Origin of the sequence: Microbacterium sp. No. 7, from assembly GCF_001314225.1 — a bacterium.
Classification (GTDB): Bacteria; Actinomycetota; Actinomycetes; order Actinomycetales; family Microbacteriaceae; genus Microbacterium.
The window spans coordinates 722,680-738,915 of record NZ_CP012697.1 but is presented as its reverse complement, the minus strand read 5'-3'; the positions used below and the strand labels follow the sequence as shown (position 1 = coordinate 738,915).

13 protein-coding genes are annotated in these 16,236 nt (G+C 71.5%); 5 read left to right on the top strand and 8 right to left on the bottom strand.

From position 1 onward, the window contains the following. Positions 1–184: 184 nt before the first annotated feature. From AOA12_RS03280 to AOA12_RS03270, 3 genes are all read right to left on the bottom strand, one after another. Complete coding sequence (locus AOA12_RS03280; protein WP_054680101.1) at positions 185–823, bottom strand: hypothetical protein; 639 nt, start codon at positions 821–823, stop codon at positions 185–187. Positions 824–1,026: 203 nt separating this feature from the next. After that, complete coding sequence (locus tag AOA12_RS03275) at positions 1,027–1,485, bottom strand: hypothetical protein (RefSeq protein ID WP_054680098.1); 459 nt, start codon at positions 1,483–1,485, stop codon at positions 1,027–1,029. A gap of 7 nt (positions 1,486–1,492) precedes the next feature. Further along, positions 1,493–2,590: a hypothetical protein gene (locus tag AOA12_RS03270; protein WP_054680095.1), complete on the bottom strand. Its 1,098-nt coding sequence runs from the start codon at positions 2,588–2,590 to the stop codon at positions 1,493–1,495. Between the two features lie 153 nt (positions 2,591–2,743). On the opposite strand from AOA12_RS03270, the gene AOA12_RS03265 reads away from it, so the two are divergent. Further along, positions 2,744–3,352 (top strand): hypothetical protein, encoded by a 609-nt coding sequence (locus tag AOA12_RS03265; protein ID WP_054680092.1) that lies wholly within the window; start codon positions 2,744–2,746, stop codon positions 3,350–3,352. A gap of 7 nt (positions 3,353–3,359) precedes the next feature. Here AOA12_RS03265 and AOA12_RS03260 read toward each other — a convergent pair whose 3' ends face one another. The 4 genes from AOA12_RS03260 to pxpA form a co-directional block, all read right to left on the bottom strand. Beyond that, positions 3,360–3,953, bottom strand: a complete 594-nt coding sequence (locus tag AOA12_RS03260) for a hypothetical protein (RefSeq protein WP_054680089.1) — start codon at positions 3,951–3,953, stop codon at positions 3,360–3,362. A gap of 271 nt (positions 3,954–4,224) precedes the next feature. After that, complete coding sequence (gene rpoC / locus AOA12_RS03255) at positions 4,225–8,094, bottom strand: DNA-directed RNA polymerase subunit beta' (protein ID WP_054680085.1); 3,870 nt, start codon at positions 8,092–8,094, stop codon at positions 4,225–4,227. Positions 8,095–8,175: 81 nt separating this feature from the next. Continuing rightward, a complete protein-coding gene (rpoB, locus tag AOA12_RS03250) occupies positions 8,176–11,676 on the bottom strand; it encodes a DNA-directed RNA polymerase subunit beta (RefSeq protein WP_054680083.1) in 3,501 nt (1,166 codons plus the stop codon). A 399-nt stretch (positions 11,677–12,075) separates the two neighbouring features. Continuing rightward, complete coding sequence (gene pxpA / locus AOA12_RS03245) at positions 12,076–12,831, bottom strand: 5-oxoprolinase subunit PxpA (RefSeq protein ID WP_054680080.1); 756 nt, start codon at positions 12,829–12,831, stop codon at positions 12,076–12,078. Positions 12,832–12,908: 77 nt separating this feature from the next. Here pxpA and AOA12_RS03240 point away from each other — a divergent pair, with 77 nt between their 5' ends. From AOA12_RS03240 to AOA12_RS03230, 3 genes are all read left to right on the top strand, one after another. Beyond that, complete coding sequence (locus AOA12_RS03240; protein WP_054680076.1) at positions 12,909–13,775, top strand: spermidine synthase; 867 nt, start codon at positions 12,909–12,911, stop codon at positions 13,773–13,775. Between the two features lie 69 nt (positions 13,776–13,844). Further along, on the top strand, positions 13,845–14,369 hold the full coding sequence (locus AOA12_RS03235; protein ID WP_054680072.1) for a hypothetical protein: 525 nt from the start codon (positions 13,845–13,847) through the stop codon (positions 14,367–14,369). 29 nt (positions 14,370–14,398) lie between these two features. Next, positions 14,399–14,887 carry a SprT-like domain-containing protein gene (locus AOA12_RS03230; protein WP_054680069.1) on the top strand — a complete coding sequence of 163 codons (489 nt, stop codon included), beginning with the start codon at positions 14,399–14,401 and terminating at the stop codon, positions 14,885–14,887. Between the two features lie 23 nt (positions 14,888–14,910). Here the strand turns inward: AOA12_RS03230 and AOA12_RS03225 are convergent, their stop codons facing one another. Further along, positions 14,911–15,663, bottom strand: a complete 753-nt coding sequence (locus tag AOA12_RS03225) for a 2-phosphosulfolactate phosphatase (protein ID WP_054680066.1) — start codon at positions 15,661–15,663, stop codon at positions 14,911–14,913. Between the two features lie 74 nt (positions 15,664–15,737). Here AOA12_RS03225 and AOA12_RS03220 point away from each other — a divergent pair, with 74 nt between their 5' ends. Continuing rightward, positions 15,738–16,232 (top strand): hypothetical protein, encoded by a 495-nt coding sequence (locus AOA12_RS03220; protein WP_054680063.1) that lies wholly within the window; start codon positions 15,738–15,740, stop codon positions 16,230–16,232. Positions 16,233–16,236 lie beyond the last annotated feature (4 nt).

The window sequence follows — 16,236 nt, the reverse complement described above, 5'->3', positions numbered from 1 at the left end:
ACGGCGTTCGCCGCCCCGCGAGGGTGCCAGTTGTCCGCCCGAGGGTGCCAGTTGTTTGCCCGAGGGTGCCAGTTGTTTGCCCGAGGGTGCTTTCGGAGGCACCCTCGTGAGAACAACTGGCACCCTCGCGAGAACAGAGGGCACCCTCGCGAGAACAACCAGCACCGGCGCGATGCGCGCGGCGTCAGGAGTCGAACGGGGCGTCGAGCGACCGGCTGAGGTCTTCGAGCAGGGCTGCGATCTGCGGCTCGACGTACTGCGCGACGGCATCCTGGATGCGCAGCCGGTGCCGCAGCAGGATGCCGCACACCTCGCGTCCGACCATGTTGGCGTAGTCGTCGGCGAGGCTCACCTCCTGCCGCAGCGCGGCCTTGGCCCGCTCGCTCAGGGGCGGCAGCGCGGGCACCTCGGCGTTCGCCTCCTCGGCGAGCCCGGAGATCGTGAAGAGGAAGGGCGCGCCGGGTGTCGGCTCGGGGTCGAGCGGCAATCCCTCGAACTCGGGCTCCAGGCCCTCGTGCGGCCGGTAGCTGCGCGCGCGGTTGCGCGCCGTCTGCTGGTCGAGCTCGGTCTGCAGCATCGGCAGGTTGCGCGCCGTGTACTCGCTCACGGCGTGGTCGATGATCGTCTTCATCCGCGTCGACAGGCCGTGCTGCACCCCGTGCGGCACGTCGGACCCGAGTCCCGCCGCCGACAGCACGGGCGATCCGAAGCAGCGCTTGCAGGGCGCGACACGCCCGCGGTGGGTCGCGGGCTCCCACCGGGGCAGCCAGCGCAGCCAGGCATCGACGGCCTGGCTGACCTGGGTGTCCAGCGAGCGCTCCACGATGGTATTCTCCCGCCTTTCGTCGCGATTCGCGAGGTCACCCGCGGCAACACGCCGTCCCATCCCCACCCGATCGCCTCACCCTCCCACGGCGAGACGGCACGGGTGCGACGAGACTGCACGACAGACGGGCTGTCTCGTCGCGCCCGTGCCGTCTCGCCGAGAATGGGGGCCGACGGGGCGGCGGGGGCGGCGGGGTGAAGTCAGTCGTCGCGGTTCTCCCAGCGCCAGCGGGGGCGCTGGGCGCGGGTGCGCACGAGGGCGATGCCGGCCCATGCGGCGACGAACGCGCACACCGCGAGCACGAGCACGAACCACGACGTGACGAATCCGCCGACGGCCGCCGACGCGAGGCCCACGTCGGCGCCCTGCACGACGGCGCCGATCCACAGGCCCGCGAGATAGGCCGCGACGGTCGCGACGACGGCGACGCCCGACACGCGGTAGGTCGGCCGCGCGACCGCGGTGCCGCGCCACAGCACGAGCAGGAACGCGCCGATCGCGGCGCCGGCCGCGAGCACGCCCGCCAGCACGCCGACGCCCGGGGTCGCGATCACGTCGACGTCGAGCAGCAGGCTGCCGATGCCGAACGACGCGATCAGCAGCGCGAAGAACCCGACGGTCGAGAAGGCCGTCGCCATCCGTGGCTGCACGCGCGACATGACGGGGTCATCCCTGCCGGATGCGCGGCCCCGCCTCGAGCGTGCGCTCGTACTCGCGCTGCGCCTCGTAGTTCAGCTCGGAGATGTGCTTGCCGCGCCGGGCCGCCCACGCACCGAACCAGATGGTGACCTCGCGGCCGAACACGCCCGCGGCGATCGCGAGCGGCGCGACCAGCTGGCCGCTCACCAGCTCGGCGCCCTGGCTCGCCGTGATGCTCCAGAACGGCGCCTGGAACAGCTGTCCGAGCAGGTGGCCGCCGTAGGCCGCGATGCCGACGAGCAGGCTGAAGTGCACCCAGTAGCCCCAGCGACCGCGGTTGATGATCGCGCCGAGCAGCCAGAACGAGATGAAGAAGACGGCGACGGGCACCCAGAACCACCACGACGTGACCGCCGAGAGCGCGGCGTCGCCGAGCGTCGCGACGGTCGTCGTGCCGTCGAGCAGGCCGAGACCGAGCGCGGCGGCGAGATAGAGGATGCCGAAGGCGACGGCCGCGAGCAGGCCGATGAGGGCCGCGGCGCCGCGATTGCCGCGCGGCAGCGGCGGCTCGGGCGCCTGCACGAAGATCGGCTGCGGCGCGGCCGCGGGGAGAGCCACGGCGGGCTCCGCGGTCGGGTAGACCTCGGTCGCCGCGGGGGCCGTGTAGGCGTCGGTCGCGTACGCCTCGGTCACGGCGGGTGCCGCGTAGACCTCGGTCGCCGGCTCGACGGCGGGCGCCACGACGGTCTCGGCGAGGGGCTCCGCAGGAGCCTCGGCGTAGACGGGCGCGGCGTAGGCGGGTTCGGCCTCGTCGGCCGCGGCGGCCTCGGCGAGCGCCTGCTCGTAGAGGGCGGCGTCGGCCTCGGAGAGACCGTCGGATGCCGTGGCGGGCGTCGTCTCGCCGTCGGCGGCGGGCGCGGCATCCCGTGCCGGCTCGCCCGCCGGCCCGGCGGCGTCGCTCGGTGCGGGCACGTTCTCGGCCGGGGGGCGGAAGGCCGAGGCGTCGCCCGCGGCCGTCTCGGCGTCGGCGAGCGCCTCGTTGGCGCGCGCGACCGCCTCGTCGGGGTCGATCTCGCTGTTCGACTCGCTCTGGGTCACCGGCTCGCCGTAGTTCGGGTCGCTCATGCGAAGTGCTCCTCACGCGGGGCCCATGCCACCGCAAGGCGAGCGTAACCGCGACCGCAAGCATTGCCCGGGAGGCATGCCGACGTGTCGACCGACGCGCGCGTCGCCGCGCGCCGCGCAGACGATGTCGGAACCCGGCCCTATCGTGGGGCCATGCCACGTCGCGCCGCGCTCAGCACCCTGGCGGGCCTGCTCCTCGCCCTGGGTCTCGTGGCGTGCGCCCCCGAGCCCGAGCCCGCACCGGGACCGACGACCGACGCGCCGACCCCAAGTGCGACGTCGTCGCCGTCGGCCGCGGCGGGCGCGCCCGAGATCCTGCCCTTCCCGCTCGGCGAGGCGGCCTCGACGACGGCGCTGCCCACGGACTGCCGCGACGTGCTGAGCGACAAGGTCCTCGCCGAGCTCGAGGACTACCCGTTCAACGCGCCCGGCATGGGCGGCGGCATCCGGCCCGACAGCACGCGCGTGTGCGTATGGGGCGAGCCCGGCGCGGTGGGCACGTGGCTCGTCACCGTGATCGGCTACTCCCCCGAGCGCGAGGCGCGCGACGCCCTGTACGAGCTGTCGGGCGAGGGCTACACGTGCTACGAGCCGAGCCAGGGCATCCGGTGCGAGGACACGTGGCAGCACGAGACGCTGCCGATCGAGCAGGGCCGCACGCTCTTCTGGCGCGACGGCGTCGTGGTCGACACGCAGTACTCCAACCTCGCGCCCTCCGGCTACACGGCGTCGATCATCGAGCGGATGTGGCCGCGCTCGTAGCCGCTCCTCACCAGACGCGGCCGGCGATGCGGTCGGCGTAGCCCGCGGGATGCCAGTCGGCCTGCACCGTCGACGCCCACACGCCGCCGCCGATCTCGACCGTCTCGACCGTGCCGCCGTCCTCACGGGTGCAGCGCACGCGGTCCTCGACGTCGGCGCACGCGAAGCCCGCGGGCCCGAGCGCCGTCTTCGCGATCGCCCCGGCATCCGTCGGCGCCGTCGCCAGCGTCGTGACGATGCTGCCGCGCTCCGACGTCCACGCGCACGTCACGGTCACGCCGGGCTGCACGCCGTCGACGAACGCGGATGCCGACAGCACCGGCGCGTCGGTCGACACGGCCAGGTCGGAGCCGGGTGCGGCGCGCAGCGTCGTCCACAGCGCGTCCTCGTACAGGGCGCGGCAGTCGTCGGTCGCGCCGACCGGTCCCGCCTCGGGCGCGTCGTCGGTCTCGTCCGCGGTCTCGGCGGCGTCGGGGCCGGTCCAGCCGAGCAGGTGCGGCACCATCGGCGCCGCGAGCACCACGAGCGTCACGACGACGCCGAGGCAGAGCAGGCCCACGAACCACGCGGCCACCAGATTGCGCCCACCGACCCTCGCCATGCTCCGACGCTACCGCCTCCCGCCCGCCGCAGACCGCCAGGAACCTCGGAGAAAGCGACGAGGTTCAGAGCGTCTCGCGCGATCCCGCCGAGGTTCGCGCCGTTCTCCGAGGTTCGTGGGCCGCGGAACGCCGAAGGCCCCGGCGCGCGGAGCGCCGGGGCCTTCGATGTGTCGCGAGAGGTTTCGATACGCCCGCGCCTGCGGCGCGGGCACTCGACCTAGAGTCGTGCCGCGTCAACGCTCGCTTCGCTCACATTGACGCCGCACGACTCTAGTTGTACGACGAGAAGTCGTCGGTCGTGAAGCTGTCGAAGTCGACGAAGCTGAGGTCGGCGTCGCTGTAGGCGCCGTCCGAGGCGAAGATGCGGTTGGGGTACCGCTCGCTCTTGGCCTCCTCCGTCGCCTCGACCACGACATTGCGGTACTTCGCAAGCCCGGTTCCAGCGGGGATCAGCTTTCCGATGATGACGTTCTCCTTGAGGCCGACGAGCGGGTCGCTCTTGCCCTCCATCGCCGCCTGCGTGAGCACGCGGGTCGTCTCCTGGAACGACGCGGCCGACAGCCACGACTCCGTCGCGAGCGACGCCTTCGTGATGCCCATCAACTCGGGACGGCCCGACGCGGGGCGCTTGCCCTCGGCCACGGCCTCCCGGTTGATCTGCTGGTAGCGCTTGAAGTCCACCAGCTCGCCGGGCAGCAGCGTCGTGTCGCCGTGGTCGACCACGGTGACCTTGCGCAGCATCTGGCGCACGATGACCTCGATGTGCTTGTCGTGGATCGGCACGCCCTGCGAGCGGTACACGCCCTGCACGCCGCCGACGAGGTACTTCTGCACCTCGCGGGCGCCCTGCACGCGCATGACCTCCTTGGGGTCGAGCGTTCCGACCTGCAGCGGCTGGCCCACCGTGACGCGCTGGCCGTCCTCGACCAGCAGCGTCGCGCGCTTGAGCACGGGGTAGACGTGCGGCTCGTCGCCGTTGTCGGGCGTCAGGATGACCTTCTTGGCCTTGTCGGTCTCGTCGATCTTGATGACGCCGTCGGCCTCCGCGATCGGCGACGCGCCCTTCGGCGTGCGCGCCTCGAACAGCTCCTGCACGCGGGGCAGACCCTGCGTGATGTCGTCGGCCGAGGCCGAGCCACCCGTGTGGAACGTGCGCATCGTCAGCTGCGTGCCGGGCTCACCGATCGACTGCGCCGCGATGATGCCCACCGCCTCGCCGATGTCGACGAGCTTGCCGGTCGCGAGCGAACGGCCGTAGCACTTCGCGCAGACGCCGACGGCCGAGTCGCAGGTGAGCACCGAGCGCACCTTGATGGTCTGGATGCCGCCCTCGACGAGCTTGTCGATGAGCACGTCGCCCACGTCGTCGCCCGCCTCCGCGAGCACCGTGCCGGCGGCGTCGACCACGTCGGCCGCGAGGGTGCGCGCGAACACCGAGTTCTCGACGTTGGCATCCTTCACGAGCTCACCATCGGCGCCGGGCGCCGCGATCGTGAACTCGAGGCCCTTGCCCGTGCCGCAGTCCTCCTCGCGGATGATGACGTCCTGCGAGACGTCCACGAGACGACGCGTCAGGTAGCCCGAGTCGGCCGTGCGCAGAGCCGTGTCGGCCAGGCCCTTGCGGGCGCCGTGGGTCGCGATGAAGTACTCCGCCACCGACAGGCCCTCGCGGTACGAGGAGATGATCGGGCGAGGGATGATCTCACCCTTCGGGTTGTTCACCAGGCCTCGCATGCCCGCGATGTTGCGGATCTGCAGCCAGTTGCCGCGCGCACCCGACGAGACCATGCGGTTGATCGTGTTGTCGGCCGGGAAGTTCTCGCGCATCGCGGCCTGCACGCGGTCGGTCGCCTCGGTCCAGATCTGGATGAGCTCCTGACGGCGCTCGGCGTCGGTCGTGAGACCACGGTCGAACTGCGACTGCGCCTTGGCGGCCTTCTGCTCGTACTCGGCGACGATCTCGGCCTTGTTCGGGGGCGTCAGGATGTCGCTCAGCGCGACCGTGACGCCCGAGCGCGTGGCCCAGTGGAAGCCGGCATCCTTGATGCGGTCCAGCGACGCGGCGACCTCGACCTTGGGGTACTCCTCGGCGAGCTTGTTGACGATCTGCGACAGCTTGCCCTTGTCGGCCTGGCCGCGCACGAACGGGTAGCCCTTGGGCAGCGTGTCGTTGAAGATCGCCTGGCCGAGCGACGCGTCGACGAGACCGTGACGCTCGTAGCCCTCGGGAGCCTCGCCCTCGAGGAAGGTGAGACCCGGGATGCGGATGCGCACCTTCGCCTGCAGGTCGAGGGTGCCCTCGTCCTTGGCCAGGATCGCCTCGGAGACCGAGCCGAACACGCGGCCCTCGCCCTTCGCGCCCTCCTTGAGCGTCGTCAGGTGGTGCAGGCCGATGATCATGTCCTGCGAGGGCAGGGTCACCGGGCGGCCGTCCGACGGCTTGAGGATGTTGTTCGACGCGAGCATGAGGATGCGGGCCTCGGCCTGCGCCTCGACCGACAGCGGCAGGTGCACGGCCATCTGGTCGCCGTCGAAGTCGGCGTTGAACGCGGCGCACACGAGCGGGTGCAGCTGGATCGCCTTGCCCTCCACGAGCTGCGGCTCGAACGCCTGGATGCCGAGACGGTGCAGCGTGGGCGCGCGGTTGAGCAGCACGGGACGCTCGCGGATGATCTCCTCGAGCACGTCCCACACCGCGGGGCGCGCGCGCTCGACCGAGCGCTTGGCGGCCTTGATGTTCTGCGAGTGACCGAGGTCGATCAGGCGCTTGATGACGAACGGCTTGAACAGCTCGAGCGCCATGTCCTTCGGCAGGCCGCACTGGTGCAGCTTGAGCTGCGGGCCCACGATGATGACCGAACGGCCCGAGTAGTCCACGCGCTTGCCGAGCAGGTTCTGGCGGAACCGGCCCTGCTTGCCCTTGAGCATGTCGCTGAGCGACTTGAGCGCGCGGTTGCCCGTGCCCGTGACGGGACGGCCACGACGACCGTTGTCGAACAGCGCATCGACGGCCTCCTGCAGCATCCGCTTCTCGTTGTTCACGATGATCTCGGGGGCACCGAGGTCGATGAGGCGGCGCAGGCGGTTGTTGCGGTTGATCACGCGGCGGTACAGGTCGTTGAGGTCGCTCGTGGCGAAGCGGCCGCCGTCGAGCTGCACCATGGGGCGCAGCTCCGGCGGGATGACCGGAACGACGTCGAGCACCATCGCGGCGGGGCTCATCTTCGTCTGCAGGAACGAGTTGACGACCTTCAGGCGCTTGATCGCGCGGATCTTGCGCTGGCCCTTGCCCTCCGAGATCTGCAGGTGCAGGCTCTCGGCCTCAGCGGCCAGGTCGAAGATCTCCAGGCGGCGCTTGATGCCCTCGGCGCCCATGTAGGCCTCGAAGTACTGGCCGAAGCGGTCCTGCAGCTCCTGGAAGACGTCGTCCTCCTGCTTGAGCTGGCCGGCCTCGAGCGTGCGGAACTCCTCCCACACGCGCTCCAGGCGCGCGATCTGCTCGTCGAAGCTCTTGCGGATGCCCGCCATGTCCTTCTCGGCGGCGGCCTCGGTCTTGCGCTTCTGGTCGGCCTTGGCGCCCTCGGCCTCGAGGGCCGCGAGCTCCTGCTCGTACTTCTCCATGCGCGCGGCGACGCGGGCGTCGCGGCGATCGGCGAGGTTCTTCATCTCGAGGCGGATGTTGCCCTCGTGCGTCGCGAGGTCGCGGTGACGCGCGTCGGCATCCACCGACACGACCATGTAGGCCGCGAAGTAGATGACCTTCTCGAGGTCCTTCGGCGCCATGTCGAGCAGGTAGCCGAGGCGCGACGGCACGCCCTTGAAGTACCAGATGTGCGTGACGGGCGCGGCGAGCTCGATGTGGCCCATGCGCTCGCGGCGCACCGACGACTTCGTGACCTCGACGCCGCAGCGCTCGCACACGATGCCCTTGAAGCGCACGCGCTTGTACTTGCCGCACGCGCACTCCCAGTCGCGCGACGGGCCGAAGATCTGCTCGCCGAAGAGACCGTCCTTCTCGGGCTTCAGCGTGCGGTAGTTGATGGTCTCGGGCTTCTTGACCTCGCCGAAGGACCAGCGACGGATGTCGTCGGCGGTGGCGAGACCGATGCGAAGCTCATCGAAAGTTGTTGCGTCGAGCACTGAGTTCTCTCCTGTGTGCTATGAAATTTCGCTGATTGAGTGGGCGGCGCAGCCGCCGTATCGAAATCCGGATGCCGCGGATCAGATCTCGTCGATAGACGACGACTCGAACCGGGTGGAGATGTTGATGCCGAGCTCCTCCGCCGCGCGGAAGGCCTCGTCATCGGTGTCGCGGAGGTTGATCGTCTGACCGTCGGCCGAGAGCACCTCGACGTTCAGGCAGAGCGACTGCATCTCCTTCATGAGCACCTTGAAGGACTCGGGAATGCCGGGCTCGGCGATGTTCTCGCCCTTGACGATGGCCTCGTAGACCTTGACGCGACCGACGATGTCGTCGGACTTGATCGTCAGCAGCTCCTGCAGGGCGTAGGCGGCGCCGTAGGCCTCGAGGGCCCACACCTCCATCTCGCCGAAGCGCTGGCCGCCGAACTGCGCCTTGCCGCCGAGCGGCTGCTGCGTGATCATCGAGTAGGGACCCGTCGAGCGCGCGTGGATCTTGTCGTCCACCAGGTGGTGCAGCTTCAGGATGTACATGTAGCCGACCGAGATGGGCGCCGGGAACGGCTCGCCGGAACGGCCGTCGAACAGCTGCGCCTTGCCCGACGAGTCGATGAGGCGGTCGCCGTCGCGGTTGGGCAGCGTCGAGTCGAGCAGGCCCGCGATCTCGCGCTCCTCCGCGCCGTCGAACACGGGCGTGGCGACCTTCGTGCCGGGCACGGCCTCGAAGGCCTGCTCGGGCAGGTGCGACGCCCACTCCGGGCTGCCGTCGACCTTCCAGCCCTGCTTGGAGATCCACCCGAGGTGGGTCTCCAGCACCTGGCCGAAGTTCATGCGGCCCGGGATGCCGAGCGGGTTGAGCACGACGTCGACGGGCGTGCCGTCGGCGAGGAAGGGCATGTCCTCGACGGGGAGGATCTTCGCGATGACGCCCTTGTTGCCGTGGCGGCCGGCGAGCTTGTCGCCCTCGGTGATCTTGCGCTTCTGGGCGATGTAGACCACGACGCGGCGGTTGACGCCCGAGCCGAGCTCGTCGTCGCCGTCCTCGGCGTTGAACTCCTTGACCGCGATGATCGTGCCCTGCTCGCCGTGCGGCACCTTGAGCGAGGTGTCGCGCACCTCGCGGCTCTTCTCGTTGAAGATCGCGCGGAGCAGGCGCTCCTCGGCCGACAGCTCGGTCTCGCCCTTGGGCGTGACCTTGCCGACGAGGATGTCGCCGGGGCGCACCTCGGCGCCGATGCGCACGATGCCGCGCTCGTCGAGGTCCTTCAGCAGGTCGGGGCTGACGTTGGGGAGATCGCGCGTGATCTCCTCCTTGCCGAGCTTCGTGTCCCGCGCATCCACCTCGTACTCCTCGATGTGGATCGACGAGAGGGTGTCGTTCTTGACGAGCTCCTGGCTGAGGATGATCGCGTCCTCGAAGTTGTGGCCCTCCCACGTCATGAAGGCGACGAGCAGGTTCTTGCCGAGCGCGAGCTCGCCGTTCTCGGTCGCGGGGCCGTCGGCGATGACCTCGCCGGCCTCGATGCGCTCGCCCGCCGACACGATCACGCGCTGGTTGTAGCTCGTGCCCTGGTTGGAACGGTCGAACTTGCGCAGGAAGTAGTCCTGCGTGCCGCCCTCGTCGAGCTGCACGGTGACGACGTCGGCCGAGACCTCGGAGACGACGCCCGACTTCTCGGCGGTGACGACGTCGCCGGCGTCGATCGCGGCGTAGCCCTCCATGCCGGTTCCGACGACGGGCGACTCGCTGCGCAGCAGCGGCACGGCCTGACGCTGCATGTTCGCGCCCATGAGGGCGCGGTTGGCGTCGTCGTGCTCGAGGAACGGGATGAGCGAGGTCGCGACCGACACCATCTGGCGCGGCGAGACGTCCATGTAGCCGATCTCGTCGACCGGGAACAGGTCGACCTCGCCGCCCTTGCCGCGACGGGCGAGCACGCGATCGCTCACGAAGCTGCCGTCGGCGGCCAGCTCGGCGCCGGCCTGCGCGACGATGTAGTCGTTCTCCTGGCTCGCGGCGAGGTAGTCGATGTGGTCGGTCACCTTGCCGTCGACGACGCGGCGGTACGGCGTCTCGATGAAGCCGAACGCGTTGATGCGCGCGAACGACGCGAGCGAGCCGATGAGACCGATGTTCGGGCCTTCCGGCGTCTCGATCGGGCACATGCGGCCGTAGTGCGAGGGGTGCACGTCGCGGACCTCGACGCCCGCGCGCTCACGGCTCAGGCCGCCGGGGCCCAGCGCCGAGAGGCGGCGCTTGTGGGTCAGGCCCGCGAGGGGGTTGTTCTGGTCCATGAACTGCGACAGCTGCGACGTGCCGAAGAACTCCTTGATCGCGGCCACGACGGGACGCACGTTGATCAGGGTCTGCGGGGTGATCGCCTCGATGTCCTGCGTCGTCATGCGCTCGCGCACGACGCGCTCCATGCGGCTGAGGCCCGTGCGCACCTGGTTCTGGATGAGCTCGCCCACGGCGCGGATGCGGCGGTTGCCGAAGTTGTCGATGTCGTCGACGTCGAGGCGGATCTCCACCGGCTGGCCGCCGCGCACGCCCGGGAGCGTGGCGTCGCCGCGGTGCAGCGCGACGAGGTACTTGATCGTGGCGACGATGTCGGCCACGGTGAGCACCGAGTCGGTCAGCGGCACGTCGAGGCCGAGCTTCTGGTTGATCTTGTAGCGACCCACCTTGGCGAGGTCGTAGCGCTTCGGGTTGAAGTAGAAGTTGTCGAGCAGCGCGCGGGCGGCCTCGGCGGCGACCTGCTCGCCCGGACGCAGCTTGCGGTAGATGTCGCGGAGCGCGTCCTCCTTGGTGAGGATCGTGTCCTTCGACAGCGTGTCCTCGATCGAGTCGTAGCCCGCGAACTCGGCCTGGATCTCCTCGGTGGTGAGGCCGAGGGCCTTGAGGAAGACGGTCACCGACTGCTTGCGCTTGCGGTCGATGCGCACGCCGACCTGGTCGCGCTTGTCGATCTCGAACTCCAGCCACGCACCGCGGCTGGGGATGACGCGCGCCGAGACGATGTCCTTGTCGCTCGTCTTGTCGGGGGTCTTGTCGAAGTAGACGCCCGGGCTGCGCACGAGCTGCGACACGACGACGCGCTCGGTGCCGTTGATGATGAACGTGCCCTTGTCGGTCTGCAGGGGGAAGTCGCCCATGAAGACCGTCTGCGTCTTGATCTCACCCGTGAGGTGGTTCATGAACTCGGCTTCGACGTACAGCGGCGCGGCGTAGGTCTTGCCCCGCTCCTTGCACTCCTCGATCGAGTACTTCTCGGGCTCGAGGTAGGGGTTCGTGAACGACAGCTGCATCGTCTCGCCGAGGTCCTCGATCGGCGAGATCTCCTCGAAGATCTCCTCGAGGCCGCTCTTCTCCGCGACGTCGTTGCGGCCGGCGGCCTGCGCCTCGGCGACGCGCGCCTTCCAGGCGTCGCTGCCGACGAGCCAGTGGAACGACTCGGTCTGCAGGGCGAGCAGATCGGGGACCGTCAGCGTGTCGGAGATCTTGGCGAACGAGAGGCGGCTGGCGCCGCGGCCGTTCTTCGGGGTGGTGGTGGGCGTGGATGCGTTGAGCGCAGCAGCCAAGGGGATTACCTCCGTGGGCCCGGGCGGGGCGGGTTTTCCTTGTCAACGGGTGAAGCACTCCCCGCCCTGGCGCGCGCTGTCGCGGAGCGACAGGGGCACAGGCACAAGCCGACCACCATATGAGGGCAAGGAGGTGAGGAGCGCAACTACCCACTATAGACTCTGCGACGCGCCGTGTCCAGCGGAATCGTTGACTGATCTGCGCGGCTGCGGTATAAGCCGCGCGGAGCCGGCGTTCACGCCGGCCCCTCCCCCGCGACGGTGCCGGCTTTCTCCGCGAGGGTGCCGGTTGTTCTCGCGAGGGCGCCAGTTGTTCTCGCGACGGTGCCAGTTGTTCCCGCGAGGGTGCCAGTTGTTCTCGTGACGGTGCCACTTGTTCCCGCGACGGTGCCGGACAGATCACCAGGGGGCGCGCACCGCGATCCCCTCGCCGTCGAGGGCGGCGCGCACGGCGCGCGCCATCGCCACGGCGCCCGGGGAGTCGCCGTGCAGGCACAGCGACGCGGCCTCGGCGACGACCACCGAGCCGTCGACCGCGACGACCTCGCGCGTGCGGGCGAGCCGCACGGCGCGGGCGGCGACCTCCCCGGCATCCGCCAGCAGCGCGCCCGGCGCGCCGCGCGGCACGAGCCCGCCGCTCGGAAGGTAGCCGCGATCGAGGAACGCCTCCAGATAGAAGGGCAGGCCGCGCGCCACGACCGCCGCCTGCCCGAACCCGCCGAGGCCGAGCACGGGCAGCGCCCGCCCCAGGGTCGCGGAGACGTCGGCGACGGCCGAGGCCACGGCATCCGCCGCCTCGCGGTCGCCGACGACGACGTGGTACAGCGCGCCGTGCGGCTTGACGTAGCGCAGGTCGGCGCCCGCGGCGACGAGCCCGGCGAGCTGCTCGCGCACCTGCAGGCGCAGCACGTCGGGCGCGACCGCGAGGGCCGTGCGGCCGAAGCCGGCGGGGTCGACGAACGAGGGGTGGGCCCCCACCGCGACGCCCGCGCGCGCGGCGCGCAGCACGGCCTCGCGCATCGAGGCGGCATCGCCCGCGTGGCCGCCGCACGCGACCGACGCGCTGGAGACGACGCCGAACATCGCCTCGTCGTCGGCGGTCGGCACACCGCCGACCGTCTCGCCGAGGTCGGCGTTGAGGTCGATCGTCGCCATGTCCCGAGGGTACCCGCCGAGCCCGCGCCCGCGCGGCCCTCGCGGTCACGCCGGCCGGGCGCGGGTACCGTGGAGGGATGGCACGCGCGCGCATCGAGTCCGCCGGGCCGTCGACGCGCCTCTCCGACGGCACGATCGCGCGCATCACCCGCAGCCGCGTCGACGAAGGCTACGAGCTGGAGGTCGACGGCACGCCGCAGTCGCACGTCGACCTGGGCGACCCGCGCACCCTGCGCTTCGAGTACGTCGCCCGCATGGGCGCCGTGATCGACCTCGTGCGCGAGCCGCGCGAGCCGATCACCGCGGTGCATCTCGGCGCGGGCGCCCTCACGCTCCCCCGCTACGTCGAGCACACGCGCCCGGGCTCCCGCCAGCAGGTGATCGAGCTGGAGCCGCAGCTCGTGTCGTTCGTGCGCGAGCACCTGCCGCTGCCGCGCGGCGCCCGGATCCGCGTGCGCATCGGCGACGCGCGCGCCGTCGCCGAGCGGCTGCCCGCGGGCCTGCAAGGCGCGTGCGACCTCGTCGTGTCCGATGTGTTCGCGGGCGCGCAGACCCCCGCGCACCTCACGACCACCGACTACTTCCGCACGCTCGCGGGCCTGCTGCGGCCCGACGGCATCGTGCTCGTCAACATCGGCGACGGGCCCGGCCTCGCGTTCGCCCGACGGCAGATCGCGACGCTCGCCGAGACGTTCCCCGCGATGCTGGGCCTCGCCGACGGGCAGCTGCTGAAGGGACGCCGGTTCGGCAATCTCGTGCTCGCCGCGAGCCCGTCCGTCTTTCCCGACGACTGGCCACGCCTGCTGCGCACCGCCGGCCCGTTCCCGGCGAGCGTCGCCTCGGCGGAGCAGCTGCGCGCGCTCGCGAGCGGCGTGAGCGCCGTGACCGAGGAGGATGCCACCGACTCGCCCAAGCCGTCGGCGTCCATCTTTCTGGCGCGCTGATCCCGGCGTGCCTCGTGCGCTTCGCGCGAGGCCGGGCGAGACTGGAGAGCACGCGTGAGAGGAGCCTGCGTGAGCCACATCAAGGGATACGACCCGGAGACGCTGCGCGAGATCGTCGATGCGCAGGAGTGCTCCGACCGGCTCGACGAGCTGGGCGCCCAGCGCAGCCTGCCCGCCCTGATGGAGCGCGTGTGGCTGCTGAAGGTGCTCGATCGCCTCGACGAGGCGCTGTCGATCGCCGAGCAGACGGTGCGCGTGGCGCGCATGGCGGGAACGCGCAAGGACCTGCTGCGCGCGCGGGTGCTGCACGCGACGGTGCTGCAGCGACGCGGCGCGCATGCCGCGGCCCTGGCCGAGCTGACGACGTGCGCCGAGGAGGCCGAGGGGCAGGCGTGGGCGGCGCTCGGGGCGTTCGCGCTGCAGCATCGCGGCAAGGTCTCGTACGACGCGGGCGACTACGCGTCGGCGCGGGCCGACTTCAAGCGCTCGCTGTTCCTGCGTCAGGAGGCGGGCGCCTCCGACGACGACCTGGAGGCGACGCTGCAGGCGATCGACGCGGCGGAGCGACGCCGCGGGGCCTCGGTCGCGAGCTGAATGTCGGAGCTTTGTTCTAACCTCGCAGCATGACAGACCCTCAGACCGTCCGTCGGATGGCGGAAGAGCTCATCACCGCGCACCTCGATGCGTCGTGGTCGTTCGACTTCGATCATGCGAAGCGTCGTGCGGGCGCGTGCCACTACGCGCACAAGCGCATCACGGTGTCGCGGTATCTCTCGGCGCGCTACGACGACGAGACCAATCGCCAGACCCTGCTGCACGAGGTCGCGCACGCGCTGGCCGGACCCGCCGCGCAGCACGGTCCGGCGTGGAAGCGCATCGCCCGCGGACTCGGCTACACGGGCGGCGTCACGCACCATGGCGAGACGGCGACCGACCTCGCCCCGTGGGTGGGGCGGTGCCCCGCCGGTCACGTCGCCTACCGGCATCGGCGCGTGACGCGGCAGGTCTCGTGCGCGCGCTGCGCCCCGACGTTCGACGCCCGCTACCTCTTCGAGTGGCATCGCCGCGAGATCACGCCCGGCACGCGTCATGCGGCCATGACACCGCGCTGATCGCGCGTCAGGCCCGGGAGGGCTCAGGCCCGGAGAACGCCGCCGCGCAGCACCGGCACGACGGGCGTCGCGTCGAGGGATGCCGCCGACTCGACCTCGGCGCGGAACCCGCCGTCCGCTCGCTCCCGGCCCGAGCCGCTCGCGGTGAGCAGGTGACGCACGGCGCCGCGCAGCCCCCGGAACGCCTCGCTCGCCGCTGCCGCCTCGGGCGAGGTATGGTCGATGCCGAGCGCCGTGAGGCCGTCGATGACCGCGCCCGCGCCGAGCAGGTCTTCGACCGCGAACCGCAGGGGCGCGTGCGCGAGTGCCGAACCGCTGGGTGCCATGCCTGTGACCGCCAGACCCGCGGAGCCCGGGTCGCCGGACGCCGGATCGGCGGATGCCGGATCGCCCGCCGCGATCACGGCGACGCTCGTGCGCGCACCGCGGCGGCTCTGCTCCGCGAGCACCGCCGCGGCGGTGGCCGAGGCATTGCGCAGGCATCCGAGCAGCACGGTCGCGCCGGTCCCGGCGGCGCGGGCGGCGATGCGCGCGGCGGCCGCGACGCCCGCGGCACCCACGGCATCCCCGGCGGCGTCGGCGAGCGCGAGGGCGCCGGGCGCGACCTCGTCCCCCGCGGCGACGCGGCCGACGGCATCCGTCGAGAGACCCAGCACGTCGACGACCACGACGACGTCGGCGGGCGCCAGCCGATCGAGGCCCGCGACGCCCCATTCGAAGCGCACCTGGTACGAGGCCTGGTCGAAGAACGCGTGCGGGGCGGTGGCTGACGGCATCCGCTCAGCCTATTCCGCGGAACCGCACGGACTCCGGCCGCTGATCGCGAGGGGCCGCGTGCGAGACTGTGCCCATGCGGATCCTGCTGAAGCTCGAGCTCGACTGCGACCCGCACGCCGCGTGGCGTGCGCTGCACTCGCTGCGCGCCGTGAGCGAGCTGTACGGGCCGCTCGTGTCGTTCGACGTGCTCGGCTCCCCCGCTCCGACGTCGCTGGAGCCGGGCGACGACGTGGCGGTACAGCTCGCGCTCGCAGGCACGGTCCCCCTCGGCCGGCAGCTGATCCACGTCTCGGAGCGGCACACCCACGACAGCCGCGGCCCCGTGCACGTCTTCCGCGACAGCGGCATCCCCCTCACCGGGCCGCTGTCGGCGCTCGACGTGTGGGACCACCAGATGGCCGCGTCGGCCGCCCCCGACGGCCGCACCCTGTGGCGCGACCGGCTCGTCATCGGCGGCGCCGCGGCCCCGCCGCTCTGGCCCGTCCTCTGGGCGACCTGGCAGTGGCGCGCCGCCCGCCTGCGCGCCCTCGCCCCCACCTGGGCCTTCGACCCCGAGGCCGAAGGCTGACCGC